The 26,079-nt window shown below is 62.9% G+C and carries 24 protein-coding genes; 11 read left to right on the top strand and 13 right to left on the bottom strand.

Features of this window, described 5'->3' with window-relative positions; translation table 11 throughout:
- Positions 1 to 13: 13 nt before the first annotated feature.
- Complete coding sequence (locus AB0O87_RS00850; protein WP_363510744.1) at positions 14 to 718, bottom strand: GNAT family N-acetyltransferase; 705 nt, start codon at positions 716 to 718, stop codon at positions 14 to 16.
- Positions 719 to 887: 169 nt separating this feature from the next.
- Here AB0O87_RS00850 and AB0O87_RS00845 point away from each other — a divergent pair, with 169 nt between their 5' ends.
- The 5 genes from AB0O87_RS00845 to AB0O87_RS00825 all read left to right on the top strand — a co-directional run bounded on the left by AB0O87_RS00845 (position 888) and on the right by AB0O87_RS00825 (position 6,430).
- Positions 888 to 2,093: a hypothetical protein gene (locus AB0O87_RS00845; protein ID WP_363510741.1), complete on the top strand. Its 1,206-nt coding sequence runs from the start codon at positions 888 to 890 to the stop codon at positions 2,091 to 2,093.
- A complete protein-coding gene (locus tag AB0O87_RS00840; protein WP_363510738.1) occupies positions 2,066 to 5,116 on the top strand; it encodes a DUF5979 domain-containing protein in 3,051 nt (1,016 codons plus the stop codon). Before AB0O87_RS00845 ends, AB0O87_RS00840 begins: the two co-directional genes overlap by 28 nt.
- A 49-nt stretch (positions 5,117 to 5,165) precedes the next feature.
- Positions 5,166 to 5,408: a hypothetical protein gene (locus tag AB0O87_RS00835; protein ID WP_363510736.1), complete on the top strand. Its 243-nt coding sequence runs from the start codon at positions 5,166 to 5,168 to the stop codon at positions 5,406 to 5,408.
- Between the two features lie 512 nt (positions 5,409 to 5,920).
- Complete coding sequence (locus AB0O87_RS00830) at positions 5,921 to 6,166, top strand: glutaredoxin family protein (protein ID WP_363510733.1); 246 nt, start codon at positions 5,921 to 5,923, stop codon at positions 6,164 to 6,166.
- A 3-nt stretch (positions 6,167 to 6,169) separates the two neighbouring features.
- The gene (locus tag AB0O87_RS00825) at positions 6,170 to 6,430 is read left to right on the top strand and encodes a hypothetical protein (protein WP_363510730.1); all 261 of its coding nucleotides are present in this window, start codon (positions 6,170 to 6,172) and stop codon (positions 6,428 to 6,430) included.
- A 388-nt stretch (positions 6,431 to 6,818) separates the two neighbouring features.
- Here AB0O87_RS00825 and AB0O87_RS00820 read toward each other — a convergent pair whose 3' ends face one another.
- The 3 genes from AB0O87_RS00820 to AB0O87_RS00810 form a co-directional block, all read right to left on the bottom strand.
- Positions 6,819 to 7,661, bottom strand: coding sequence for a CoA ester lyase (locus AB0O87_RS00820; RefSeq protein ID WP_363510728.1), 843 nt, complete (start codon positions 7,659 to 7,661; stop codon positions 6,819 to 6,821).
- A 167-nt stretch (positions 7,662 to 7,828) separates the two neighbouring features.
- Entirely contained in the window at positions 7,829 to 9,034 is a 1,206-nt protein-coding gene (locus AB0O87_RS00815) for a hypothetical protein (protein WP_363510725.1), read from the bottom strand.
- 12 nt (positions 9,035 to 9,046) lie between these two features.
- Entirely contained in the window at positions 9,047 to 9,244 is a 198-nt protein-coding gene (locus tag AB0O87_RS00810) for a hypothetical protein (protein WP_363510722.1), read from the bottom strand.
- A 47-nt stretch (positions 9,245 to 9,291) separates the two neighbouring features.
- Here AB0O87_RS00810 and AB0O87_RS00805 point away from each other — a divergent pair, with 47 nt between their 5' ends.
- Positions 9,292 to 9,723 carry a DUF192 domain-containing protein gene (locus tag AB0O87_RS00805; RefSeq protein ID WP_363510719.1) on the top strand — a complete coding sequence of 144 codons (432 nt, stop codon included), beginning with the start codon at positions 9,292 to 9,294 and terminating at the stop codon, positions 9,721 to 9,723.
- A gap of 75 nt (positions 9,724 to 9,798) precedes the next feature.
- Here the strand turns inward: AB0O87_RS00805 and AB0O87_RS00800 are convergent, their stop codons facing one another.
- Both AB0O87_RS00800 and AB0O87_RS00795 read right to left on the bottom strand, forming a co-directional pair.
- A complete protein-coding gene (locus tag AB0O87_RS00800; RefSeq protein ID WP_363510716.1) occupies positions 9,799 to 10,149 on the bottom strand; it encodes a hypothetical protein in 351 nt (116 codons plus the stop codon).
- Positions 10,150 to 10,324: 175 nt separating this feature from the next.
- A complete protein-coding gene (locus AB0O87_RS00795) occupies positions 10,325 to 10,906 on the bottom strand; it encodes a recombinase family protein (protein WP_363510713.1) in 582 nt (193 codons plus the stop codon).
- A gap of 491 nt (positions 10,907 to 11,397) precedes the next feature.
- Between AB0O87_RS00795 and AB0O87_RS00790 the strand changes: the two genes are divergently transcribed.
- From AB0O87_RS00790 to AB0O87_RS00780, 3 genes are all read left to right on the top strand, one after another.
- Complete coding sequence (locus tag AB0O87_RS00790; protein ID WP_363510710.1) at positions 11,398 to 12,681, top strand: hypothetical protein; 1,284 nt, start codon at positions 11,398 to 11,400, stop codon at positions 12,679 to 12,681.
- A gap of 445 nt (positions 12,682 to 13,126) precedes the next feature.
- Positions 13,127 to 13,900 (top strand): hypothetical protein, encoded by a 774-nt coding sequence (locus AB0O87_RS00785; protein ID WP_363510708.1) that lies wholly within the window; start codon positions 13,127 to 13,129, stop codon positions 13,898 to 13,900.
- 30 nt (positions 13,901 to 13,930) lie between these two features.
- Positions 13,931 to 14,920, top strand: a complete 990-nt coding sequence (locus AB0O87_RS00780; RefSeq protein WP_363510705.1) for a zeta toxin family protein — start codon at positions 13,931 to 13,933, stop codon at positions 14,918 to 14,920.
- 3 nt (positions 14,921 to 14,923) lie between these two features.
- Here the strand turns inward: AB0O87_RS00780 and AB0O87_RS00775 are convergent, their stop codons facing one another.
- A complete protein-coding gene (locus tag AB0O87_RS00775; protein WP_363510702.1) occupies positions 14,924 to 15,121 on the bottom strand; it encodes a hypothetical protein in 198 nt (65 codons plus the stop codon).
- 252 nt (positions 15,122 to 15,373) lie between these two features.
- Positions 15,374 to 17,422, bottom strand: a complete 2,049-nt coding sequence (locus AB0O87_RS00770) for a glycogen debranching N-terminal domain-containing protein (RefSeq protein ID WP_363510699.1) — start codon at positions 17,420 to 17,422, stop codon at positions 15,374 to 15,376.
- Positions 17,423 to 17,546: 124 nt separating this feature from the next.
- Here AB0O87_RS00770 and AB0O87_RS00765 point away from each other — a divergent pair, with 124 nt between their 5' ends.
- Entirely contained in the window at positions 17,547 to 17,855 is a 309-nt protein-coding gene (locus AB0O87_RS00765) for a substrate-binding domain-containing protein (RefSeq protein ID WP_363510696.1), read from the top strand.
- A gap of 26 nt (positions 17,856 to 17,881) precedes the next feature.
- On the opposite strand, the gene AB0O87_RS00760 is transcribed toward AB0O87_RS00765, so the two are convergent.
- From AB0O87_RS00760 to AB0O87_RS00750, 3 genes are read right to left on the bottom strand one after another with little or no spacing between them, the layout of a single operon-like run.
- Positions 17,882 to 19,486, bottom strand: a complete 1,605-nt coding sequence (locus AB0O87_RS00760; RefSeq protein ID WP_363510693.1) for a GMC family oxidoreductase N-terminal domain-containing protein — start codon at positions 19,484 to 19,486, stop codon at positions 17,882 to 17,884.
- Positions 19,483 to 21,072: an AMP-binding protein gene (locus AB0O87_RS00755; protein ID WP_363510690.1), complete on the bottom strand. Its 1,590-nt coding sequence runs from the start codon at positions 21,070 to 21,072 to the stop codon at positions 19,483 to 19,485. Before AB0O87_RS00755 ends, AB0O87_RS00760 begins: the two co-directional genes overlap by 4 nt.
- A 31-nt stretch (positions 21,073 to 21,103) precedes the next feature.
- Positions 21,104 to 22,858: an aldehyde dehydrogenase family protein gene (locus tag AB0O87_RS00750; protein WP_363510688.1), complete on the bottom strand. Its 1,755-nt coding sequence runs from the start codon at positions 22,856 to 22,858 to the stop codon at positions 21,104 to 21,106.
- A gap of 132 nt (positions 22,859 to 22,990) precedes the next feature.
- Between AB0O87_RS00750 and AB0O87_RS00745 the strand changes: the two genes are divergently transcribed.
- A complete protein-coding gene (locus AB0O87_RS00745; protein WP_363510685.1) occupies positions 22,991 to 24,181 on the top strand; it encodes a helix-turn-helix domain-containing protein in 1,191 nt (396 codons plus the stop codon).
- Between the two features lie 23 nt (positions 24,182 to 24,204).
- Here the strand turns inward: AB0O87_RS00745 and AB0O87_RS00740 are convergent, their stop codons facing one another.
- Both AB0O87_RS00740 and AB0O87_RS00735 read right to left on the bottom strand, forming a co-directional pair.
- Positions 24,205 to 24,900, bottom strand: coding sequence for an ABC transporter ATP-binding protein (locus AB0O87_RS00740; protein ID WP_363510682.1), 696 nt, complete (start codon positions 24,898 to 24,900; stop codon positions 24,205 to 24,207).
- The gene (locus AB0O87_RS00735) at positions 24,897 to 25,964 is read right to left on the bottom strand and encodes an ABC transporter permease (RefSeq protein ID WP_363510679.1); all 1,068 of its coding nucleotides are present in this window, start codon (positions 25,962 to 25,964) and stop codon (positions 24,897 to 24,899) included. The genes AB0O87_RS00740 and AB0O87_RS00735 overlap by 4 nt, the downstream gene beginning before the upstream one ends.
- Between the last annotated feature and the right edge of the window lie 115 nt (positions 25,965 to 26,079).

Raw genomic sequence — 26,079 nt, 5'->3', positions numbered from 1 at the left:
GTCCCGCGCCGCGTCAGGGAACGCGCACTCCGGCGAAAGTTGTGTAAGTGCGGCGGGCGAATCCGAGACGCTCGTAGGCCGCGATCGCTGAAACGTTGGCTGCTGAAGCGTGCATGAGTGCGCGCTCGCCTCGTTGCTGAATATGGAACGCGATATCGAGCACGAGCCGTGATGCCAGGCCCTGCCGCCGGTAGTCGTCGTCGGTGGAGACGGCACTGATCTCGGTCCACCCGTCGAGGTGCAGTCGCTCACCTGCCATGGCGACGAGTCGTCCTTCACGACGGAATCCGACGTAGCGGCCCAGCTCGTGGGTGCGAGGGAGAAAGGGGCCTGGCTTGTTGCGTTCCACGAGTGCCAGCATCTCTGGCACATCTTCTCGCCCCAGCACGACTACCTCGGGATCGGGCACAGGGCGGAGCGCTTCGGTCTCTACAAGCTGCACGCCCTGGCCGCGCCACAGTTCTTCCCACCCTGGCGGAAACTCGGGTACACCGCCCGAAAGCCCGATCTCTGCGCCGTGACCCACGAGCTCCACCAGCGAATCCCATACCTGCGGCTCTGCCCAACTGCGTACCGCGACGAAAGGGGCAACATCACTCGGGTATCGGCGTGCAAGATCGTTACCCTCGGCGAAGTGGGCATGCGGACCGGTCAGCGCATGCCAGGCGGCGTTATCGAGCTCAGCGGCATCGTGATGAGGGGGTAGGGCGTGTGTCATTTGCGGCGTTCTCCGGTTGCGTCACGATCTTGGCAGGCCACAAGAGCAACGACGACGAGCGTCACTCCATTCCGGCTCGAACGCAAAATACCGTGCGATCTAGGAAAAGTGATTTCGCTGAGGTGACGGCATCAGTCAAACTTAGGTAGTCACTCTCTGGAGGAGTAAAATGCGACGTTTCTTCGTCATGCTGGGAGCCGTCGTTTTGGTAACGGCTGGACTGGTGATTCCCGCTACAGCGGCGCACGCTGCAGATGGAGCGACCGTCACCATCACAGGCGGGGAGCAGTCGAACCCATCGGGCAGCGATTTTGCTCACACCGTGAGCTACAGCTGCTCTGCGCTCGAGGGCGATGTGACGCCCTGTGAAGACGTGGTGATCAAAATCCCTCTCGCGGGACTCGCTGCCGTGCCGTTCACAGATGAAGAGATCGAAGCGATGATCTCAACGAGTTCGCCTGATGCGACGTGGTCGGTGGAAGACGGCGTCTTGATCGTTGAGCTGGGCGAACTCGAGGCCGGAGAGTCGGCCTCGTTCCCGTTCACGATTACTCCTCCCAACAACATCACCCCAGACGGAACAACGTGGGAGTTGCAGCCCACAATCTCTGGTTCGAACATCCCAGACTCCACCAGCGATACGGTGGCGACCGATACCGCAACAGCAACACTGACTCACGAGATCTCTAAGACGCTAGAAGGCACCGGTTTTCGCCAGCCGGGCGACACCGTCGAGTACGACATCGTCGTGCAGTGCACGCAGCCGAGTGCGGGAAACATCTTCGCCAGCAGTATGACCGTCACCGACACGCTCCCGGAGGGACTTGTCTTCGACAGCGCGGAACCTCAACCGGTGGATGCGGGCGCAGATCCGCTGACGTGGGTGCTAGACCCGCTCCCTGCAAGCTGCACGACCGAAGGGGAAAACGGGGCCGCCCTCATTCACGTGGTGGCGCATATCGACGAGGGCATCGCCGGAGACATCGAGCAGATCGAGAACGTCGCTGGTGTCACCTCGGAAACAACGGATGGCCAAGATATCCCGGAGAAGACGGACGACGCCCTTGTGACGTTGCTCCCGCCGGACCAGGCTCCAGGCGTCGGCACCTTCACGAAGAGCTCTTTTGCGCAGTTGCGTGACGTGCTCGCCGAGGGGGACCAGACAGAAGAGAACTCCCACACCACCTATCCAGGGTCGTGGGGGCCGATTCGCGACACTCAACCGGCGAACGTGCTGAACAGCTACAAGCCGAACGAAGCAACGGGTCTGGTGCAGTCCGGCTACAAGATGCAGTACTCCAGTGGAGTATCGCAGGCTCCGGGGCGCAGGTATCGATCGTTGACCCGATGCCCTGCTTCACGTTTCTCGCGATAACCCACGATTCCAATGCACCAGGCAACCTCTGCAGCACGCCGGCGTTCATCCCGACGACCGTGTCTGTGTGGTCGTCTGCGGCGGGCGTTGACGAGTTCGATGCCGCGGCGTACCAGCCGCAGGCGCGTCTCGCCGACGGAAGCGTCATCGACCTCGAGCACGTGGGCGATGACGCCCGCAACGCGAGTACCTACAGCGTCCCGTCCGGGGTCGTCGTTTCTGAACTGCTCTACCCCGGAGATGTAGGGCTCTCAGGGCAGACCATTCGCTGGGCTGTCTTCGGCTACGTCACGGGTACCGTCCGAAACCTCTCTCTTGTCGAAAACACAGCGCACGCCACCGTGACGTGGGAGGGCGAGGTGATCGGTGAGCCGACAGGGACTGCCTCGCTGCGCGTCATCAACCAGGCGCAGACGGGAATCGACAAGTCCTTCGCCGGACAGTCCGGAGGCAACGCGAACCTCCGCTTGACCGCACGGTTGACGAGTCCGTCGACGGCCACGCAAGACTTTGTGGTGACAGACCTGCTGCCTGAGGGGATGACTTCAACCTCAGTTCCCGGGGAGATCACGGCAGACGTCGTCATCACACAAAACGGCATACAGCAGGATTACGAGATGCCCGCAGATTCGATTGAGGTTATCCCGAACTACTTGAACAGCGGGCGTGAGCTTATTCGAGTCACCTGGACCCGAGAAACGCTCGCTGTGGCGCCTGGCAGCATCGGCCTCGTGACCGAGCGGATGCAGTTCGGGGTCAGCGTGGATGCGGATGTGCCAGCCACGTATGACAACACGGCTCAGGTGTATTACACCGTCGGAGGACTCTCTGCCCAGTGCCAGCAAGATCAGCCTCTGGTGCAAGAAGAGGTAGAGGCCGTCGACTTCAACGGCAACGGCACGACCGACGACCGGCACTGTTTCGCCACCGCGGCGATGCAGATCACCCCGGAACCGGACACGGCGAGCTTCGTGTCGACCAAGACAGTGCAGGGTGACAACGATGACGCCCCGCAGTCGTATCCCGGCATCGGCACGGTGGGTACAGACGGTGGCGACGTGCAGTTCCAAGTGGGGTGGAGCAACACCGGTGCGACCACGCTGAGCAACCCGGTCGTGTACGACATCCTCCCCGCCATCGGAGATGTGGGAGTGGGTGGCACGTCTGCCGGGCTGCCGCGCGACAGCGACTTTGCCACTGAGTTTGTGAGCGTCTCTGATGTGTCAGAGGGCGTAGAGATCGCCTACTCGACCGCGGTAAACCCATGCCGTGACGAGGTTTATCCCGACGCCGAGAACGCGGGTTGCGAGAACGATTGGTCGCTCACCCCGCCGGCTGACCCCGCATCGGTGACAGCGCTACGGGCTATCGGCCGCGACGCTTACGTGTTCGGCGAAGGCTTCAGCTTTGCGGTCAATATGACGGTCCCCACCGATATCGCGGTGGGTGACGTCGCCTGGAACTCGATCGCGGCGAATGCGCAGATGCCAGACGAGAGCTGGATGCAGCCGAGTGCCCCTCCCAAGGTCGGTGTCACCGCAGAAGCGGTCACGATGATCGGCAAGACTCTGGCGCCAGGATTCGATGCATCGAATCTCGTGCCGGGTGACGAGGTGCGCTACCAGATCTCTATCGCCAACCCCTCGGCGGTAGACACCACGGTTGACGCCACAGACACGCTTCCCGATGAGCTGACATTCGTGTCGATCGATCCTGCGCTGGATCCGCCAACGCTCAGCTACGACGCGGAAACCGCCAGCATCCGATGGGAGGAGTATCCCATCGCTGCACGCAGTGAGGAGACCTGGATCGTCACGGCCACGATCAACGAAGGGGTCATCGGCGAGGTCACCAACGTGCTTTCCAGCCCAGGAGCAGTCATCACCACGCCGCCCTGTGAAGATGACGAGACCCAAACCTGCGTGACCGTCGACGTCGGGGCCGCGTCCATCGCCGTCACCAAGACGGTAGACGGAGATGCTGCCTCAACCGCGCCACAGAACTTCACATTCCAGATCGTTTGCACGCTGGATGGCGACGTCGTGCTCGACGAAGAGGTTGTCCTCGCGGCGGGCGAGACCAGTGCCGCGTTCGATGTGCCGGTGGGCACCGAGTGCACTGTCACGGAAACAGATTCGGCTGGAGCCACATCTGCTGCGGAGCCCCAGGTGGTGCAGCTCGATCAACCGACGCTGGTGGAGGTCAACGCGACCAACACCTTCGACGCCGGCTATCTCGCCGTGTCGAAAACCATCTCAGGGTCGGGAGCCGACTCGTTCGGTCAGGTCGAGTTCACGTTCAGCGTGTCATGCACGCTCGCCGGCCAGTCGGTGCTGAATGGCGAGAACACCACGGTCATCGGTAGCGCCAATGGTGCTGTCGTTTCGGACCCGATCGGACCGCTCCCTGTGGGGTCAGAGTGTGTTGTGACGGAGACTGTTGCAGGCGGTGCAGATGCGCCTGCCGCCCCCGTTGTCGTCACGATCACTGAGGGCACCGTCGACGCTCCGCTTCTTGCCGAAATGAACAACGTCTTCTCCACCGGCACTGTCGAGGTGGCGAAAGAGGTTGTCGGGACGCAAGCCGCGGCCCACGCCAATGACGAGTTTGAGGTGCTGGTCACGTGTCAGGTCGCAGACGCCAATGGTGCGCTGACGACAGTGTTCAGCGGATCCATGACCGTCACACCTGGGGCTCCAGCACCCGTCACCACACCAGAGGGTGAGACGGTGATCCTGCCGGTGGGAGCGCGCTGTTTCGCCACTGAGACGGATGATGGCGGAGCCGACCGCGTCGAGATCAGCGCCGCCAACTACGCCTCTGGCATCGTCGTTCCCGCAGGGGGCATTGATGAGCCAGTGGTGATCACGATTGATGTCGTGAACACGTTCGGCATCGAAATTGTGCCACCGCTTGCCGTGACCGGTGTCAACGGCATCTGGGTAGCAGGCTCGGCAACGCTTGCGGGGTTGCTCCTCGCCCTCGGCGCGATCCTCTTGATCAGGCGTCGACAGCACGCATAGCAACACAAGAACGACCTCACCTCGCCGAAAGCGTGGTGAGGTCGTTCGTGTGTCTGGTGGCTTCGGTGTCAGGCGGCTTCGCGCCGACCAGATCGCCACGGGCCAGGCCACCGGCTACAGCCGCGACACCATCGCCAAGGGCGACGCCGTGAAGATCCGCGGCCACTGGTCGAAGGTCGCCCGCGTCAACGCCAAGACCGTCAGCGTGGAGACGCCCTACAGCTGGACCGACCGCGCGCCCTACGCCGAGATCCAGGACCACCGCACCGCCGCCCAGCTCGCACAGAGCTAATAGAGGCATAAGGGATAAAGGAGACGAAATGAACACCACCGACGCAACCGCTGCCCTGCCTGGCACGACGACCAGGGAGACGCGCACTACTGGACCGCCACAGAGACAGTTAGAGCGCACTTTGAGGAAGTCGCCGCCACGGTTCCCGGCGTCGAGCTCTGCGAGGAAGATCCGCCAGCCGTGCACTTCGGGGCACGGTGTGAGGGGAGCAACCCCCTCACACTCCCCCAGTGGCCGCTGCGCGACCAGGCGCGCGGCCCTCCGGGCCGCCAGGTATCAGAGAGCTTCGGGCATCGTTCCTGCCGCTCCATCATTGCCGCCGCGGTCCGACACACAAGCCCCTCCGGGGCCCGCTCCTCCAAGATTTTCGTCACGCGGTCGCTACTCTCCCTCAGATCGCGACGAAATTCTCTCCCCCACCGCACTCCGTGTGGTGTTCCGGCCCTCTAGCTGCGGCACTGCTCCGCTTATCAGGAACGAGCCAGCGAATTGAACGAGAAAGGAAAACGGATATGGAACCTCTGAGGGTCTACACAACCGGACCGAGCTGTGGCAAGTGCGAGATGACGAAACGCATGCTCAAGGCCAAAGGCATCCCGTTCATCGAGACGAACATCAGCCACGACGAGGCTGCGCGGGAGTACGTAACCGTGGAGTTGGGGTACAGCACGGCCCCGGTCGTCGTGGTCGATGACGAAGACCACTGGTGCGATCTGCGGCCTGACCACATCGAGCGCGTCGCTGCACGCATGGGCTGAACGATGACCGACGAGCAGCCACAGGAAGCCGGCCCCGGGTCCGACGAGCAGTCGCAGGAACGCGGCCCGGTGTCTTGGGAGTCATGGAACTGGATGAGGCAAGAGATCATCCGGCTTACGGCCGAGAACGCGGAACTGCAGCGCGACGCCGAATTCTGGCAGCAGCAGACGAATCACTGGTACATGAAGGCCACCTACACGAACGAAGAGATCGCCGATTTCGTGCGCCGTCGGTCCATAAACGAACCGTCCGAGACCGCGTAGACGGTGAGAGTCCTCGCATGAGCGGCTACCAGTCCGATCTCTCAAAGCTGTCAACGGGGGAGAGGCGACACTCCTGAGAAGGCGGGCGGGTGATGTGACGCCAAGCCGATAATCCCGTCTGACCCTGACGTCTCCATCAACCTGCCAGAAACGTTGGGCTGACCATTCCGGCGCAACAGGTTTCGGCAATGGGTTTCGGCAGCTACTTGATCGGCGCGTCTGCCCCGCATCCGGACCGAGATCGTCATCCCACCAAAAACGATCGTTTACGACAGGGGGCCAAGCTCCGCCGTTTTCCAGGCCGGTCGCGTGCTCAAGCGAAAATGCTCAGGCTACACAGCCCATCCGGACCAGGGCCGAGACACCCTCTGCGCGGATAGCGCGTCCGCTATATGAGCGCGAACGCTTGCGCCAATGTGAGTATCTTCTGAGCCCGCGAGAGCCGCGGCAGGTCACTGCCGTCCTGGATGATCCCGCCGCGTGCGGAGAAGCTGTCGAGGAATTCCATAGCCCAAGCGATGTCCGACTGGGCGGGACTCATTGCTTCGTTGACCACTGACACCTGCGGGATGTTCAGACACAAGCGACCCGTCATGCCCAGCGCTAGAGCGGACTCGGACTGCTCTCGGACGAGGGGGTGACTTGGGCTAACCGAGGGCCCATCTATTGGACCCGGTAGGCGGCCTACCCGGCTTGCTACTACCAAGCGTGATCGCGGATACGCCATGGCGAGCTCGTCAGCGCTTGCTCCTGTGTCGCGTCGATAGTCTCCGCTTCCGAACGCGAGACGGAAAGCGCCATGTGCGCTCGCGATCGCTACCGCGTTTTCGACGCCTACAGCCGATTCGATCAAGGCGATCACTGGGACGTTGCCGCCGAGACGTGCGTGAGTTTTCGACACCTCGTCCGGCGTCTCGGTCTTCGCCAGGATTACCCCCTGCAGACCGGGAACCTCACGCAAGCGATCGAGGTCTTGTGCCCAGAAGCTTGTGGATCGGTCATTCACGCGTACCCACGCCTGGTGCCCGGACTGCAACCAGGCGGTGACGTTCTGCCGGGCCGCATCTTTGTTGGATGGATCGACCGCATCCTCGATATCGAGGATGATCTGATCAGCTTGAGATTCTGTCGCTCTCTCGAAATCGTCCGCGCGGTCAGCCGAGACGAGGAGCCAAGTCCGAGAGATTCGCGGAGAGATCTCGCTCTGTCGGGTTTGCGTATCAGTGATCATGTGTCTTCTCATCTTGGAGCTGAATAGGCAGAGGTTAGCGAGCAGTGCCGGCGTGGGGTGCATCACCCCACGCCGTGCCGCGTCACTGCGGATCGACGGTTGCCTCCGAGATGTAGAGGAGGTGTATCGATGAGTTTTGGAAGCTCGAACCGAATGAAGGCGTGGTCTCACTGCGGAAGTAGCATCGCGATCGGAACCACAACCGCGGTGACGACTGCCATGGCAATGACGTTGCCGATGAAAGGATGGAAGTCCGCTGGCAGCCGCGCCGAGATGGGACGAGCCACCAGCGGGCAGAGCACCGCCCCTGCGACAGCCCCGAACAAGAGTGGGACCAGAGCGCCGCCGGTGGCGAGTACCGTCGCTGGTGCGACCGATACCAGTGAGACGTATGTCGGCGCCCATCCGCCGTTCTGATAGAGGTGGCGCCAGAGAAGCACGCCGATGGCGGAAGTCAGGGTCTGCGCCACGAGGATCTGGGGGATGAGGTCGGATCCGTATGCCGGGAGGATTGACATCAGGGCGATCTGAGCCGTGAGCCCGAGGAGGAGGCCGATACTTGCCCACTCGGTGGCCCAGAACTGAGTCTCCGTGAAGTCGCACAGGACTCGCCGCACGGTCCACACTGCGTCGCCCAGCAGCGTGCGCCGCGGAGACGGGCGGGGTGAGGCGTCTTCGAGTCGCTCGGGCTCGGTTGATGTGGATGCCGGCATGCGAAGCCAGGGGAGGATTCGGGCAAGAAGGAAGACGGCTGTCGTCCCGATAGCCATCGAGAGAGTGTTCGCGACGACTACGGGAAGGCCCAGCGGTGCCGTGACGAGGGCTATCAGGAGCATTGCGAGCGGCGTCGTAAGCGATCCGAGAACTGCTCCGGTGAGGACGATGCGCCAGCCCGCACCGTAGATGAGGACCAGAGCGGGTGCCACGCACACGAAGGGGACGAAAGTTGGTTGCCAACCCGACTCGAGCATCCAGCCGAATGCCACGTTCGAGATGATGATGCTGAGGGACGCAGCAGTGAGCATCCACGGCCAGAGGCCGCTTCCGTAGGCGATTGGCTGTCCGGAGAAACGCGTCTGTCGTTGTTGCAGCAGCCAGGCGATCAGCGCACCGATCAGGAGACCGATTGAAGCTATGGGCGACGCGTAGAACTGCGGCTCGGTGATGTCGCTCGCCAGCCAGAGCAGGCGTGACCACCCGTCCTCGGGCAGTGTCCCGAGCCATGCTTCAAACGCACTGGACGTGTCGGTGGAGAGCAGTCGCAGCAGCCCGCTAAGGGCGAGCCCCGCGGCGACTGCGAGTCCCGCTCCGACAAACACACCTGGGAGACGCAGTTCGCTTTGTTTGACTCTGGGTCGAGGTGTCGATGTCATGAGCCGATGCCCTTACCGTACGGTGGGCGCGCCGTCGTAACCGAGGAGCTCGTCATAGAGGTCGGTGCGTCGGTCACGCGGCAGGTCGTTGAGCGGCCCCCACACCACGGCTGAGCGCGAGGCGACGAGGTCGAGCTCGGCGTATTTGGTGGTCTCCGCTTCGGCATCTGCAATACCGTCGATGGGCCAGCCGTTTACCCCGGTGAGCACTTCGATCCGATGCCTCCCGGCACCGGCCCCGTAGGCCGGCCCCTGGAATGAAGCGGGCAGCGGCCGTCGTCGCGGTCGCCGCGACGATCGTCCTCACCGGCTGCGCCGCCGGCGTCGACGAACTGCGCGTGACCATCGATGGAGTCATGGTCACCGCCGAACAGGCGGCCACCCCCGAGACGCAGCGCGAAGGGCTCAGCGGGCGCGACAGCGTTCCCGAGGGCACCGGCATGTGGTTCCCGATCGAGCCTGCGCAGCGCACCGAAGTGTGGATGCAGGAAACCCGCGTGCCGCTTGACGTCGTGTGGATACGCGAGGGGCGCGTGACGGGTGTTGTGACACTCCAGCCGTGCTCATCCGACCCATGCCCCCGGGAGGCGTCCCCGGGTGTCGTAGACGCGATTCTCGAGGCCGCTGCCGGCACATTCGATAACGTGGCCACCGGCGCAGCCGTCGACGTGACCAGGAGCACACCGTGACCCGCCGTGATCGTCAAGGCGACCATGCTAACCAACGAAGGCGACGAGAGGACGCGCTACTACGGCCCGTTCCTGTCACACGTTCACACGATGGACAGTAGCCCCCAAGACCTTTTCGATGTGGGCAACACACGCACGCATGCGCGCTGAATAGGTGCCGGCACCGGTCTCGGATGTGTCGAATGGAACAGAACGACCGAGCAAGCCATGCGTAGCATTGCTGATCTCTCCTGTCGGGGACACGTAGAGCGCGTGAAAGGCAGACTTGTTTGCGGTCCGCCAGCCTCCGTTTGCGGCGAGCACGATCCGGCCGCCCGACGAGAGGTCCAGCCACACAGTGTCCTCACGATCCTCTCGTCTGCCGATTACTGCGGTGATCTTCTGGTCAATGTTGCTCGGGAGCTGTCGAGAGGTTTCGATCCACATAGGAACCAATCTATCGACGTCTTCGACGGCGTCCGTTCCGATGCGGCGCCGAATGAACGCAGCAGTCCGAATAAGAGCCGCGTCGACGTCGACGACCAGGTGCTGTGGAGTTCAGCGCTCTTTGGCTGTGTTCTGTGATCACTTCGTGTCGCGTCCGCTGCCATGGCGGGTGTGATTAGGGCGTGATTTCTGCTGCGCGGCGATAGAACGTGGAACGGGAAATCCCGAGGTCGCGGATGACCTGTGTGGTGGTTTCTCCGTTCTGGATGAGGTGGAGCGCGCTGCGTATCTGACTGTCGGTGATCCGCCGGGGCCTCCCGCCGAGATCCTTCCCAGCATCACGTCGTTTACTGATGGAGTCGGTGATCCGTTCGCTCTTGATGTCGTGTTCCATCTGCGCCAGAGCGGCCATGATCGTGAACAGCATCGAACCCATCGGTGTGGAGGTGTCCACGTCCCCGCCGCCAAGATTCAGGACTCTAAGACCAGCGCCGATCTGACGGAGCCCTTCCGCGAAAGCGAGCATGTTCTGCGTGGACCGTCCGAGACGATCCAAAGTGGTGATGACAAGCGTGTCGCCCTGCTCGAGAGCATCAACCGCACGGTCGAACTGTGGGCGTGACGCCCGCGCTCCCGAGACGCCCTGATCGACATAGAGGTCGTCACGCCGGACCCCGGAGCTGAGCAGGTCAGCTTCTTGCCGGTCCGTCGACTGCTGCCGCGTCGACACTCGCGCGTACCCGATCAGCTTCCCCATCGTGTCCCCTTGGTGTCCCATAACTAATGGTGATTACTTGGATCCAAGCACCAACTTATGACACATAGTTGCGGGACTCGCTGACAGTGAGAAAGTCGCGGGGAGCTGTCAATGTCCGAAGTCCTCGACACTTCTGTCCGAAGTCCTCAACACTCGTGTGAGTCAGCCGATCGCGCGAAGTGCGGCGACTGTCTCTTATGCCATGGGAGGAGGATTCAGTAACTTCGGACACTGACAGGCGCGCTGTGAGCGCTCATGCACTTTCGGGACGTCCCGAAACTCTAGGGATACGAGACGCAGCTGAGACTTCATCGGTAGTCAAGCTTCGTGCACAACCTCGGCAAGATTCGCCTCGCGACGTTGGGCTATGGAGGCCCTCGCCCTCGACTGACTGCCTCGGCGCACCCCGCTGGGTAACAGAAGACGCTGAGCACGTCGCGTTAAACGCGTCCAGGTTCTACGCTTGCGATACATCCACAGCGGAGGAACACATGGCGATCTGGCAAGACCTTGGCTTCAGCGGAAACCCATACGATTCGCGTCCCCTCCGCGCTACGCAAGAGGGCGACCGGTTGATGATTGGGCGTGACGTTGAAAGCCGCACCCTCCGCAGCCAAATCGAGAACACGACGCTGCACCCCACTTTGGAAGGATCCAACGGCGTCGGAAAGACCAGCCTTGTGCTGGTCAATGCTTATCGCTTGATGGAAGAGCGTAGAACAAACTTTGACGCGCCAACCTGGCTTCCCATCGACAAGATCTTGCAAGTGCAAACGGATGCAGACCGACTGTATCGGGATGCCCTCATGGCTGTTGGGCAGGCGCTGATCTCCCATGAGGCGTTCCTTGCTGACTGCGATATAGCTACAGCGAATCTCGATGCTTTACGTGGTTGGCTGAATAATCCCCTCATCCAAGGCGGTGGTGGCGGATTCCAGATTCTTGGGAACGGCGTTAATGCTGAGGTCTCGCGCGAAGCAAACACCAGTGAGGGTTTTGTCGCATCCGGGCTAGAAGAACTAGTCAAAGCCGCATTGCTCCAGACCTTCCCAGACGAGAGCGATGGCGGGCTCATCGGCATTATCGACAACGTCGAACTACTTGGACGGAGCAATGAGGCACGGTCCGTTCTCGAGCAGGTTCGCGACACAGTGCTCGAGATCCCGCGCGTGCGATGGGTGCTTTGCGGCGCCCTGGGCATCGTCCGGTCAGCCGTTACTTCGCCGAGGTTGGAAGGACGAGTGGGAAGCCCAATTGAGATTCTCCCTGTGGCGGATGACTGGATCGAGCCGTTGATTGCTGCTCGTGTCCAGCACTACGCGCTCCGGGATGATGCCACGCCCACTCTCGATCCGAGTGCCTTCCGGCACCTGTACGACGTCTGCAACCACAATCTCCGCGATGCCCTCAAGTACGCACAATCGTTCTCTGTGTGGCTCGATATCGAGGGTCATATCGGCGAACCCAGCTCCTTTCGAGAGTACCTAGACATTTGGCTCGCCGAGGAGGCGGACAAGATTGTGCGGGCCATCTCGTTGCAACCTCGAGCCTGGAGGTTTTTTGATGACCTCGCTGAAGCCGGCGGCACTTGTGCGCCAAGAGATAACGAAGTCTTCGGATTCAATACGGCGCAACAGATGCGGACCAACTTCGTAGCATTGGAACGAGCATCGCTCGTGAAAGCTGAGATTGACGAAGATGATCTGCGCCGGCGCACGGTCAACCTCACCGACAAGGGGTGGGTCGTCAACTACGCGCGTCGCGGTTTCGAGTGAATAAACCCTGTCCGGCAGTTTAGAACTCGGCGGCGTCTCCGCTGTAGCGAGCGTCTCATAACTCATTTGTCTCCTAACAGATGCGATACGACACAGAGCGATCAACTCCACAACCAGGTGCACGACACGCCGAGGATTTATCCGCCGAAAACCCCTGCCGAAACCAAAACGCGCCGGAACATCGGCAGTACCGTTTTCGGCATGGCACACGAAGTCGGCTACGCCCGAGTCCCCCAGCGCGAGCAGAACCCCGGCGCGTAGGCGGCCGGCCGAGCGTGATGACGCCTGAGCGGATCGTGACGGCCAAGCGGATGCGGGCCGAGTAGCAGAGCTGGGAGAGCGTCGCCCGCGTGCTCGGAGTCGGAGCCACGAGCGTTCGCCGTGCGCTCAAACCCTAGCCCTTTCAAGGCATCCTTTATAGAATGTTCTATAGGAGGTGATCGTTATGACGATCGCAGAGGTTCCGGTCGAGGCACGCGCCGCAATGCGCGCCCGTCGCCGGAAGGAAATCGATGATCTGGACTACCGGCGTGAGCTGCTCCGACTCGAAGAGTGCGGCTACACCCAGACGCAGATCTCGAAATGGCTCGGGATTGCGCAGCCGTCCGTGTCCAGCGCACTCCGTACGGCCGCCAAGGTCACGATGCCGCTGGAGGGATTCTCCGGCGCGACGCCCTATGAGATTTGCCAGCGCTACGCGGGTGGCATAATCGACCGCGCACAGCTCGTCGACGAACTCACTCGGTTCCCCTACGTCGAGGGCGGCCGCACAGACGGGTATGACTCTCTCATCGTCGACCCGGCCGGCACCTGGTCTGAGGTCAGCGACGCTCGACGACGTGAGCTCATCGAGAACGACGTCTACGAGGAAGTTTTCAACCGCCGCCACAACATCGCGACCGCGCCGTCACCAGAGAAGAAGGTTGCGCCGCGCAAGACGTCACCGAAGGATCGCGCGCGTGACACCGTTCGAGAAATTGCCATGGCGATCGGCGGGGGAGAGGTCACCGAGAAGAACGGCCGCTTTGTCATCAAGACCCCGAGCGGTTTGCAGCTCGAAGTGAAGGGCCCCCGTGGAAACGCGAGCGACCGCAGGGGTGGCACAGGCATACTCAGCACTGGTTACCGGAGTGCGGTGACCGGCAAGATCGTGAAGGTCACCGGCAGGCCTGTTAAGGTCAGCGGGAAGGTTCGTGCGCACGACCGGCACGGCGACTAGAGCGTGGTTTCCGATGCAGTCGCTCGCCACATGGACACGGTGCGCGAGCTATCAAAGCCTGGTCAGGCACTCTCAAAAGATGCCGCTACAGCCACGACGAACAACCCGTCGTGGTGGGTCGGCGGCGAGCCGACTCTAACGCGTGACCTTCTCCACGAACGGCTCATCGACGAAGCGCGCGCGGCAGCTCCCGACGTCGAGCAGCAGTGCCGCGCGATCGTTCTTGCCGGCCCTCCCGGCGCCGGCAAAAGCACCGTCCTGGCCGACGTGCTCGGGGAGCACCGGGGGAAGTACCTCGTGATTGACGCGGATGAGTTTAAGCGCTCGCTTCTACGTGAGGCAGAGGCGGATGGGAGCTACGACCAGTGGCTCATGCCTGACGCGATTCGCGAGCGCGAGGCGCAGGGCGAGAGGTTCTACCCGCTGGAGCTGGCATCCCTCGTGCACGAGGAATCGTCCTACCTGGCCAAGAGTCTGCGAGCGGATGCGATCGCCGCGGGCGACAACCTCGTGATCGATACCGTGCTCAGCAACGAGTCGGACGCCCTCGCGCTCGGGCATCGCCTCCACGAGGCCGGTTACGACGTCCGTGTGATCGACGTCGAGGTGCCCTACGAGCTGTCGGAAGAACGCATCCGCGGTCGCTGGGAGCACGCCTACAAGACCGCCTTGGAGGGCGGTGACTCGCTCGGCGGCCGATGGGTTCCCAGCGAGTATGCGCGCGACGTGTTCGACGGCCCTGGCGGCCGGTCGAAGCCGGAGGCCGCAGCACGCGCGCTGGCTGAGCAATGCTCCGCGGTCGGGCGCTATCGGGTGTTCCGGACGACCGCTGAAGAGGCGCGCGCAGCAGACGCCGAGGGGCGTCCTGCGCAGGCGACAGTCGAGGTCGATAGGTCCCGCAGCCTACACAGCGCCGCGCTCGTCGATACCGCCCTGGCACGCACCCAACAGCGTGCCGCGGTCGCGCGCCCGACAGCCGTCGAACGGGGCGCATCGAAGAACGGACCCGAGCGCTCCTAGCGGTCAATCAGCGTCGTTCGACAGCGTGTCAATCACCGTCACAAGCTCGGTCCTGTTGGCCGTGACCGTGTTCAAAAGGTGATAGACGCAGCGCCCGAAAGCCGCGCACTGCTGATCGCGCTCAGCAACCTTCCGAAACAGGCTGGCCCGGTCATCATCTTGCGTCGGCAGTCTCGTCGTGAACGCAACCAGAGTGCCCATCGTGACGTCCTCTCCCTTGGTTAGTGTCGTCCGAAAGTGAGCAGTTCGGCGTCTGCGCCGAGCTGCCTGCTTTCGGCGAACACTTGCCGCCTTGCATGGAGTGGAGGGGCGGTCAAGGGGCGCCCGCAGGGCTCTCCCGAAGGGACGCGCAGCGCCCTTGACGGCCGTGGAACGGAGTGCAACCCCGCAACGCGGGGAGACGTCACAGACCCCGCATCGAGCGTCGGATGCGGGGTCTGTGATGCGGGGGAACTACCCGACGTCGGAGCCGCCACTTTCTGACACGCTTGCGGACGCCGCAGCCGACTGAGAGGGCGTCTGCTTCCGCGCGGCACGCTTGCGCGTGCGCTGCTTCTTGTCGGTGTCAGGTGATGGGGCGCTCGTCACGCCGTTTTCCTGCGCGCGCGTCACCACGTCCGCGACGGTGACGGCGGCTGCGGCGGCCCACGCCTGGGGGCGGCATGCCGACGGATACGGCACGGGCCGCGAACTCTCGGCCGACGGATCGCCCGCATGTAATTCCGGCAACCGGTAGTCGAAGCCCTCAGCGGCGGCGAGCAAGCCGTCACTGATCTGCAGCGCGGCATCCCATAGTCCGGCGCGTGCCATACCGTGCACGACGACCGCTGAGTCATGCGTCCATACGCTGCCGCCGTGGTAGCTCAACGGCCAATACCCTGCAGCTCCCGTCGACATCGTGCGCAGGCCGTATCCGGAAAGCATGCTCGGCCCGACCAAGAGCTCCGCAATCGAGGCTTCCTCTGCGGATTCCAAGATGCCGGTGCCGATCAGGTGACCGATGTTGCTTGTAAGGGTGTCGACGGGGCGCTTGTGCGCGTCGAGGGCGACAGCGGGATAGCGGCCTTCCGGGGTCTCTACCCAGTACGACCGTGCGAAGCGTTCTTTGAGCTGTGCGGCCCAGGTGCGCAACTCCGCTGCACCTGGTTCGTCGAAGTGGTCGTAGAGATCAGCGCCGGCTTGCACGGCCTCGTAGGCGTATCCCTGCACCTCGCACAGGGCGATCGGTCCATCGGCCAGCGCGCCATCTCGCCACTGGATGGAGTCGTTGGAGTCTTTCCATCCCTGATTGGCGAGTCCGTGGCCCGTGGTGTCGACATAGTCGAGAAAGCCGTCGCCGTCACCGTCGCCGTACTCGATGATCCAGTTCAAGGCACCGCGCAGCGTGGGAAGCAACGCGCGCACCTCTACCTCTGACATCCCGGCGCGCCACGCATCGGCAAGCAGACAGATCCAGAGCGCCGTGGCGTCTACCGTCCCGAAGTACACCGGAGGGAGCAGCAGGCCTTCGCCGGGAAGATCGAGAGGTTCGCTGCGCAGCTCATGCAGGATCTTTCCTGGCTGTTCAACGGATTCCACATCATCCTTGGTTCCCTGCAAGCGCGCCAACACCCGAAGAGTTGAGGCGGCACGCTTCGTGTCGAAGGGGAGGGCCAGACGTGCTGACCACAGCGAGTCGCGCCCAAACAGCGTCAAGAACCACGGGGCACCCGCTGCATAGAAATCATCTTCAGGGTGGTCGGGCAGCGCCAGCCGCAACGCATCGAGGTCAGCGAGTGCCGTTGTCAGCCAGCGGGAGATGCGCGCATCGTCGAAGCTCTCTGGCATGTCCCAGGTGCATGCAGCGGTGGGTTCACGGACGACGAGAGAGTCGTCACTGAGTGAGATGCTCCAGTTGACGGTGGTCGACGAAAACGGTGCAACCTCGACTGGCCAGTCGAGCAGAATCTCGTTGTCAACGAGGCCTGCGTCTGCCGACGCGCTCGACACGGTGAACTGTGCCTTGCCTGCGGTAGCAACCGCTGCGGAATCTTCGACGGAAGCCGTGAAGTCACGAGTGGCGGCCGTTCCCGTTTTCACCTCGGCAAGCGTCGCGAACTCAGGTGTCACGCGAAGTTGCAGTGCCGTGGTGAGCGCATGCGGCACCCGAGAGGTGACAGTGATCTCCTCCCGCACGCTGTCGGCCGACACCGTTCGCCTGCGCTCGATGCGCACGAGTGAGTCGGTCCCGGTGTCGAAGGCATGCCGCAAAAGGCCGACGAACACGACACGATCTGCACCGTCGTACGCTGCGGAAATCCACTCGGGGGCGTGCCCGTCTGAGGTCAGCGTGAGGTTGCTCACATGCCGCACATCTCCGTGGAAGATGCCAGTGATGGGGGTGCTGCCCATGTCTCCGTCGTGCTGCGACCAGGCCTGGGAAGGTGCGCGTACGGCGATGATCGCGTCGTGCAGCAGAGGCTGAATGCGTGCGGGTTTGGGTGGGCGGGAATCGGTGCTCATCCTTTGACGGCTCCTTCGCTGGTGTTCATGATTCGTTTTTGGAAGATGCAGAACATCACGGCAACGGGGGATCAATGCTCCCACAATCGCGGTCGCAGACGACGTCGCTACCGCGCGGGCCGCGATGAGTGAGTTTCTGGAGAGGGCAGACAGCGTGCTGGACGCGGTGGTGTGCACGACCGACGCTCTGGCGGTCGGGGCCCATCTTGCCCTTGCCGACGCAGGGCGGCACGAGGTGCCGGTCGTGGGGTTCGATAACACGCCGGTCGCAGAAGCCCTCGGAATTTCGAGCGTCGAGCAGGTTCCAGAGGAGGTGGCGACCGCCTGCCTCGATCTGTTGCTGGGGCCGGATGGAGAGACGGTGCAGGCGGCCACGGCCGAAGCTGCGGCAACGCACATCCTGATCGAGCCGCGTCTGGTGCTGCGTCGCTGACTACCGCGACGCAGCACCCGTAAAAGTCAGGACGCCGACCGCAACAGGTCAGCTGCCTTCTCTCCGATGACGATCGCTGGCGCGTTGGTGTGCCCACGAATGATGGTGGGCATGATGGAGGCATCGGCGACGCGCAGCCCCGAAACTCCGCGTACGCGGAGCTGTTCGTCAACGACCGATCCGGCGTCGCTTCCCATGCGGGCGGTGCCGACAGGGTGGTAGAGCGTGTGGGCGTGCTTTTCGATTGCCAGGGCATCACGTTCGCCGCGGGGCATAGTCTCCGCGCCGAGGGGCTGCGCGAACGTTCCGCGGGTGACCGCACGGAGCTCGGGCGTGACCAGAATCTCCTCGCACACCGCGAGACCAGCCAACACAGCCGCACGGTCTTTGCCCCCTGGATCGCTGAGGTATTGCGGGTCGATGAGGGGCTTGTCGAACGGGTCGGTCGTGGCCAGCTTGATTGTGCCGGTGCTCTCGGGCTGCACCAGAATCACGCCCAGCGTCAGCGCGTGACCGTCGTGAGCGACGAGGCCTTCGCCGACGAATCCGACGGGCCCAAAGATGAGTTCAAGATCGGGCAGGGGGAGATCGGCATTCGAACGAACGAAGGCGTAGGCTTCGCCGACGTTCGAGGTCAACATGCCGCGCTTGCGTGTGAGGTATTGCAGAAACTGACCTGGTTTCTCCGCTGTGTAGAGAGTGTCGTTTGTGGCATCGACGGCGAGGATCGTGATCAGGTGATCGCGCAGGTTTTTACCGACCTCTGGGCTGTGTGCGACCACCGAGATGCCGAGGTTCTCCAGCTCGGTACGGTCGCCGATGCCCGACAGCATCAGTAGCTGCGGAGTGTTGATGGCGCCGCCGGAGAGCACCACCTCTCGCTGTGCCCGGGTGGTGTGCGTAACGCCGCGGTGCTCGTACTCGACGCCCACAGCTTTGGTGCCTTCGAAGACCACACGCGTGGCCTGGGCTTCGGTGAGCACGGTGAGACCGGGACGCTTGCGCGCGGGCTTGAGATAACCGTCAGCCGTGCTGAAACGCGAGCCGTTCGCCTGCGAGACCATTGTCTGGCTCGCGCCGGATTGGTTATGGCCGTTCGCCGCAACGCGAGGGATCCCTACCCGCTGCGCGGCGGCCAGAAACCTGGCTGTGTGCGAGCTGCTGCTGCGCTGGTTTTGGATGCTCATGGCACCCTCTCGACCGGTTTCAGATTCCGCAGCCGTGTCTTCTCCATCGACGTGCTCAACGCGCTCGACGCGACGGAAGTAGGGAACGAGTGACTTCCACGACCAGTCGGGGCCCGCGGCTTCTGCCCACGCGTCATAGTCTTCACGGAACCCGCGCACCCACATCATCGCGTTGATCGACGAGCAGCCGCCGAGCATCTTGCCTCTCGGCCAAAAGATGCGGCGGCCTCCCAGCCCCGGCTGCGGTTCGGTGTCGTAGTCCCAATCGACCTCGGAACGAAAGAGCTTCGGGAAAGCGGCGGGGATGTGGATTTCCATCTTCTTGTCGGAAGGTCCTGCCTCCAAAAGCAAGACGCTGATGGAGGGGTCTTCGCTCAGACGGCCAGCGAGGGCTGCTCCGGCGGAACCTGCGCCGACAACGATGTAGTCGTAGGAAGCGTTCATGCGGACACCTCGGCGGCGCGCAGATCTTTGCGGAGGATCTTTCCGCTGGCGGACTTGGGGATCACATCAATCATGGCGACCTGTCTTACTTTCTTGTGAGGAGCGACGCGGTCGGCGATGTAGGCGATCACTTCGTCGCCGGTCAGCTCAGCGCCCTGTTGCAAGACGACGAAGGCCTTCGGAACCTCTTCGCCGTCGGTGTCGTGTCCGGCGATGACGGCGGCATCTGCGATCAGCGGATGGCTGACCAGCACCGCTTCGAGCTCGGCAGGGGCGACCTGATAACCCTTGTACTTGATGAGCTCTTTGAGCCGGTCAACGACGGTGATGTAGCCCTCCGCGCTCACGGTTGCGACGTCTCCGGTGTGAAGATAGCCGTCGTCCTCGAGTGTCTCTGCGGTTGCTTCGGGGTTTCCGAGGTAGCCGACCATGACGTTCGGCCCCTTGCACATGACTTCGCCTGGCTCGCTCACACCAAACTCGGGAACCGGAATCTCTTCTCCCGTGGCAGGATCGACGAGTTTGCACTCCATGTTCGGAAGTGTGATGCCGACGGAGTCGAGCGGAATCGCGGTTGCCGACAGCGGCACGACGTGTGAAACAGGACTCATCTCCGTCATGCCGTATCCCTGACGCACGCGGCAGTTGAGCCGCTCGGCGACTGCTTTGCTGATGCCGCCGTCAAGCGGCGCGGCACCAGAGAACACGGTGTGCACGCTGGAGAGGTCGTACTCGTCGATGAGTGGGTGCTTCGCCAGGGCGAGGGCAATCGGTGGGGCGATGAAAATATAACTGCACCTGTGCTCCGCAATTGTGCGGAGGAAGTCCGCCAGCTCGAAGCGCGGCATGGTTACGAGCGTCGCACGCCGCAGCACTGCGAGATTGAGCAGCACTGTCATGCCATAGATGTGGAAGAACGGCAGGACAGCGAGCACACGATCCTCTGGCACGACGCCGATAAGCTCCGCGCTTTGCACTACATTCGCGACGAGGTTTTGGTGGGTGAGCATCACCCCTTTGGGGCGCGCCGTGGTGCCAGATGAGTAGGGCAAAACAGCAAGGTGCGTCGCCGGATCGATCGAAATCTCCGGGGCAGGATGTCCGCCGGTAAGGAGGTCATTCAGCGAGGTGTGGCCCTCTGCTCCGTCCAGCACGATCACTTGGTCGGGCGACAACCCCGCTGCGCGTGCACCTGCGAGTGCGGCCGCCAAAAGCGGTGAGACGGTGAGCAACAATCGCGCGCCGGAGTCAGTCAGCTGACGCGCAATGTCATCGCCAGTGGAAAGCGAATTAACCGTGGTCACCGTAGCGCCTGCGCGCAAAATGCCATGAAAAACAGATACGAACGCGGGGCTGTTAGGGGAATGCAGGGCAACGACCTCGCCGACCGAGACACCACGGGCGGCGAGGGCTCCCGCGATGGCATCGATGTCGGTGAGGAGAGAACGGTAAGTGGTCCCGGCGCCAGAGACCGCATCGATAGCGGCAAGTCGATCGAGATCGTCCTTCGCGATGGAGCCGAAGAGAAGTTCGTAGAGGGTGACGTGGGGAATCTCGACGTCAGGGAAGGGGCTGCGAAACGGCATGAAAGTGTCCTTTGACAGGGAGGGGGGTGAGCTAAGCGCGGAAGGCGGCAGCGAAGACGCCGGGCATCTTGAGCCAGCCGGGCTTTGCGGCGAAGTCGACGAGCTTTTCTCCTGTGGCCGCGGCGCTCCTGGCGGTGACAAACCAGGGTGGCTTGGGGAAGAGCGCAAACTCGCCGCCTGCCACCGAGCGTGGGAATGGGCGGAACGGCCCCGTCACAACAGTGCGCTCTGGCGCGCTGATCAGGAGGGCGTTGTGCACCACACCTCGTCCACTCTGAATGTCGGCCAGAGTGTGCCCAGGAAAAGCGCCCCAGGGGGCTGTGGCGGTGAGAAACCCGAGTCCGGTCCAGGCGTTGATGGCGATAGTGCCGTAGCGCAGGCGGGAGATGGCTTCGCGGAATCCTTTGCCGAGGCGTTTGATTTCCTTCGGGGCAATGAGCACGTTGGCACCGAGCGTTCCGGTGAACTCGTCGTTGACGACGGCGACAGCGTTATCGAGGAATACCTGCCCGCTACCAGCGATTTCAACCACGCCGAGCACGGGAGAGAAGTACTCGGTCTGCTTCATCGGCGTGGCGTTTGCTGCCGTTGAGGAGAGCAAGAGCCGGCATCCGTCCTCGCCGAGCTTTTGGGCATCCGGGTATGACTCGGTCGCCTGGGCGACCCTGCTCGCACTGCCGGGGTACCAGGCCGGTCGCGCCGGAGCACGGGTGAGCGCAGAGCGCAGTTCGGCCAGGAAAGCTCTCTTGAGTTTCCAGGCAGAGCTGATGACGACTACTTGACCGGCGATGCAGTTATAGCCGCCGTTGTGTAACCGCATGGTCGCGACGTGTTCTGCCTGGTATTTCAGATCGCGCGGTGACCAGTCCCCAGGCACGATGATGATCGGGGAGACGCCACCCAACTCGCTCGTGATCGGCTTGTCTAGCAGTGGTTCGTTTGCGGTCTTGCGGGCACGACCTTCGTCTCCTGTCCCAAAGACGACCACATCGTGCGTGGCTGCACTCCCGGTGATGTGCACGTGAGCGATATCTGCATGATGTGCGAGGTACCCGCCAGCTTCGGCGCCGCCCTGCACGATGCGCACTACTCCTGCGTCGATCAGGGGCGCCAGAGCTTTGGTGTAGACGGGCTCCATCGCCGCCATCACCGGATTGAGTTTCAGTAGAGCAACCCTGTTGGCGGCGACCAATTCGTACAGCACATCCAGTGGGGCGATGGAGGTGATGTTCCCGGCGCCGAGGACCAGTCCGATGCCGTGTGTGAGGGTCGGGCGCTTGGCGGCGATGCCTGCGTGTGAGGTGGCGGTCGAGGCGGCAACGCCCGGTGGCATCCAGACCTCTGCCTTCATGCCGTGAAGCAAGATCGCCTCATACGCGTTGTGCGGCAGCACTTTTACCGTGGTGCGACCACCGGGTGCCGTGCCGAACTTTGTGCCGGCGAGCGGGCTCTTGCGCGCAGCAAGTGCCTGCAGGGAGTGCATCAGAGTGCCGAGAGACGTCAGCATCGGATACGGGCCGGAGATCCACTCTTCCCCCATCAAAGAAGACTGTGGATCGAGGCCTTTGATGTCACCCGCAGTGGTCACCCATTCACGCGCCACGGCTGCAACGGCAGCGTGGGTGCGGCCGAGAAGGGCAACGCGGGCAGTAAGAGAGGTCGCACTCCAGGTCTTCTCGCCGGCACGAAGCTCGGCGATCGTGGTGTCGAGCGCTTCGCGATCCGCGCGGCTAAAGCCAGAAGAGTCAGCGGCTGCGGAGGGGCTGAGAGGTGCCGTGATGCTCATGGATCTCCTTTGATCGTCCCCTCAGTGTGCGCGTCGAGGTCGGGATCGGCCATAGGCACCGGACTGCACTTGCGCGAAAGTGATTGTGCCCGTGCACAATCACTTTGCGAGCGCAGGGCGTACGTTAGCCACATGCTCACTCACGACGCTGTGATGGTGGACGCCTCTGCACCTGCCGAAGCGCAACCCGAACTGTTTGCCGAACTCCTCGATTCCGTGGATGTGATCGCCGCGCGCGTTGTGGTTCAGATCCTCGCTGGTGAGCATGCCTATGTCGAGGCTTCAATCTCGACCGAAGCGCTGCAATCCATCGTGCGCGACAACGTGCGGGCGTTGCTGGGAACGCTCGCCGGAAAGCTGGATTCGCTGGATGCGGCGCATGCCGCCGGTCGTTTGAAAGCCGAGTTCGGCATTCCGATGGCGAGTTTGCTGCATGCGTATCGGCTTGCGGGACTGCATTTGTGGGATGAGATGGTGTCGCGGTCGGCCGCCCGCGACAATGCCGATGCTCTGTTGAGCGTGTCTTCAGACGTCTGGGGGATCATCGATCGGTTCTCGAGCGCAGCAGCCGAGGCCTACCGCGAAGTGATCGATGCGCGCGACCGACGTGATCAGCAGGCACGCAGCGTCATTCTGTTGGGGCTTCTCGAAGGCACCCCACCCACCCGCGAAGCGCTGGGGATGTTGCGCACGCTGGGTCTTGCCGAGCACAGCTCCTATCTCGTCGTTGTTGCCGAGCAGGATCGCTCTGGGGAGGACCCACTGCCCGCCATCGAGACAAGGCTGCGCGCATTGGGAATCGCTTCGACGTGGTCGAGTTGGAGCGGCGAACACGTGGGACTGATCGCTGCGGCATCTCTCATCGAGCAGGAACGAGCGCAGGTGGCGGTCGCCTCAGCTGGGACCTCGCGAGTCGGCATAAGCCGCACATTCACATCGATTGCTGGCGGCGGGCGGGCACTGCGTGAGGCGCGCCTGGCGGTGGAATGTGTGCCGCGGTCGGACTCAGGGACCCATCGCTACGGCGCCGCGCCACTTGACGCACTCTTGGTGGCGCAGCCAGAAGCTGCAGCAGAGTTGCGGTCGTCTGTGCTCAGGCCCCTGCTTGAAGATGCCGATGGCACGCATTTGCTTGTGACGCTGGAGGCATGGTTCCACGCCGAAGGCTCGACCAGTGCGGCGGCCAAAACCCTGCACTGTCACCGCAACACGGTGGGATACCGCCTTGGCAGGATTGCGAATTTGACCGGGCGTTCCATCGCTCGACCCTCAGATGTGGCTGAACTCTATGCAGCCCTTCGCGCCTGGCGTCTGACCGCCTGAGCACACCTCGCCAATGGCAGAGGTCAGGCAATAGCCGGGGCCGGGGCAGTGATCCGTCCGTCGACGAGGTTCACGCTGCCGTGCATCTTTGGCAGATGGACGAGGTCGTGGGTCACAAGCAACGTCGACGTGTTGAGGTCATCGGTGAGTTGCAGGATGAGCTCGATGATGCTGGCGCCGCGCTCCTGATCCAGTGCGCTGGTGGGTTCGTCGACGAGAAGCGCGCTGGGGTCATTCATGAGTGCGCGTGCGATGTTCACTCGTTGGCGTTGTCCGCCAGAGAGCTGGTGCGGGCGTTTGTCTCTGTGGTCTTGCAGCCCGACCGCCTGAAGCAGAACCCCGGCCCGCTCTGCGGCGGCGTCGCGGTTTCGTCTGCTGTGAGATTGGCCGAGCTCATTCATCACCGACAACTGCTCGAGAGCGGTGAGCGAGGGAATGAGGTTGGACTGTTGAAAGACGATCCCGACCTTCTCGCGCCGCAGCTGAGTGGCCTCGTTGGCCGACAGGCGGGCGGTGTCGACATCGTCGATGAGTACCTGCCCGGAGTCCGGACGGATGAGGGTTGCCGCGACGGCTAAGACGCTCGACTTGCCGGAACCACTCGGGCCGGTAATGCCGGTGACGGTTCCTGGACGAGCAGTGAGACTGACGTTATCGACGGCGGTGACGCGAGACTCGCCGTCCGGAAAAGTGAGGGTGACGTTCTGAAGTTGAATCATCGGTTGCTCCCGAGGGCAGTAAGAGGGTCTGCGGAGGTGACAGAGCGCAAAGCGAACGCGGCGCCGGCAAGGCCCAGCACAATCATGATCACTCCGGGTAACACGGTGGTCAGAGGATTGAGCATGAACGGCAGCGCGTTACCCACCAACACTCCGAAGAGCGCCACGAGGCCGAGCCCCACTCCGATTCCTGTCAGCAACACAATGAGGGCTTGGCCAAGTGCGTCACGGACAAGCGAGGAAGTGCTGGCGCCAAGGGCCTTCAGTACCGCGATGTCTCCCTTGCGCTGCATCGTCCACACCGTGAAGAACGCGCCAATGACGAGGCCGGAGATGCCGAACAGCATGGCGACCATGAGCAGCAGAGAGCCGATCTCTGACCGGAAAGAGCTCAGCGCCGTGAGTGAGCCCAGCGTGGTCTGGGAGATTGTGGTCGTTGAGGCGTCGGCTGCCGCCCAATCGGCGTCGCCGGTGACAGCGAGCACTGTGGCGTAGGCGTCTGGGCTGCCGGTGGCGGCCGAGTATGCCTGCCAGTCGCTCAGCGTCATTTCGATGACCGGTGTGTGGCTGTACCAGGCGTCCCCTCCCACCGCTTCGACGGTGTACGAGGTGCCAGCGATCGTCACGGTGTCTCCGGTGTCAACGTCAAGGTCACGCGCGACGGGAGCGGAGAGGACCACGCGGCCATCCTGAGACGGGGAACTGTCTGTGAAGCCGGGCTGCACCCCGAACAGCGCGACGGCGGCGCGAGCGTCGCCAGCTTCGGCGCGCGTCTGGCTGATACCGATCGGCTCTACTGAACTCACACCCTCCACAGACTCCCAAGAGGTCGCCTGGTCTTCTGTGACTGCAGAATCAGCGAAACTCACACTCTCATCGGTGGTCGGGGCAGAAAATACGAGCCGGTCGGACGGTATTGCCAGCACCGCAGAGATGTTCTGGGTCGCGAGCCCGCCGGTAAGCCCACTGAGGAATCCGACGAGAACGGTGATGAGAGCGACCACGGCGCCGATCAGAATGAATCGGCCTCGTGCGAAGCGCAGGTCGCGGAGTGCGACGAACATGGGGAGTCCTCTCTTGTCGCCGTTGGGGCGACGCTTCCCACTCTTTCGCTTCTGTCGGCCGAGGTCATCGGCCCAGCGCACAACGCTTTCTGACCGTACGGAGGGGCGCGAAATC

The sequence above is a fragment of the Microbacterium sp. NPDC076768 genome (genome assembly GCF_040687205.1).
Lineage (GTDB): Bacteria > Actinomycetota > Actinomycetes > Actinomycetales > Microbacteriaceae > Microbacterium.
This window is presented reverse-complemented; position numbering and strand designations above follow the sequence as displayed.